This is a genomic window from Vibrio sp. 811 (assembly GCF_033339195.1).
Genome location: NZ_JAWOUB010000361.1, coordinates 1 through 729, shown reverse-complemented (window position 1 = coordinate 729; position 729 = coordinate 1). Strand labels below are relative to the sequence as shown.

General features: G+C 46.2%; 1 protein-coding gene and 1 pseudogene. Both read left to right on the top strand.

The annotated features are described in order from the left end of the window. Nucleotides 1-583: cyclopropane-fatty-acyl-phospholipid synthase family protein (locus tag R7Q46_RS26875; RefSeq protein WP_318078182.1), on the top strand; the 583-nt coding region annotated here is incomplete at its 5' end. Nucleotides 584-588: 5 nt separating this feature from the next. Further along, nucleotides 589-729, top strand: a pseudogene (locus tag R7Q46_RS26870) (DUF2878 domain-containing protein); the annotation flags it as partial.

Here is a 729-nt window from a genome sequence, read left to right as displayed (position 1 = left end):
CCGAGTGACAACAACGACCATTTCGGAAGAGCAGCATGAATATGCTCGACAGCAAATCGTACAACGAGGTTTAGCCGATCGAATTACTTTACTTAAAGAAGACTACCGTAACCTTACTGGGACGTACGATAAATTGGTTTCTATCGAGATGATTGAAGCCGTGGGGAAACAGTTCTTAGCTTCCTACATCAAAAAATGCGAGTCATTATTAAAGCCTAGCGGCCTGATGGCTATCCAAGCGATTACGATTGCGGACCAGCGCTACGACTATTACAGCAACAATGTCGATTTTATTCAGAAATACATTTTCCCTGGTGGTTTCTTGCCGTCGGTGACGTCTTTGACACAAGCGACCACTAAGCACAGTGATTTGGTGGTTCGTGATTTGTTTGACATCGGCCTAGACTACGCAAAAACACTGAATGAGTGGCATCGCCGTTTTAACCGCGCAGAGGATGCTGTGCGAGGGTTTGGGTACGATGACCGGTTTGTCCGCATGTGGCGTTATTACCTTAGTTATTGTGAAGGGGGTTTTATTGCTCGTACGATCAGCGCCGTTCATATGACTTTCCAGCGCCCATAACAATTATGAGAGTGTTGATTGCGTCCACTTGGTTTCAACTGTGCTGGTTTATTGCTGTGCTTGGTACTTTTGAGTGGCAATGGTTGATGATGATACTGGCGTTGGCGACCTTGGTGTATTCCATTCTGACGGCGTTTCACTCGGTG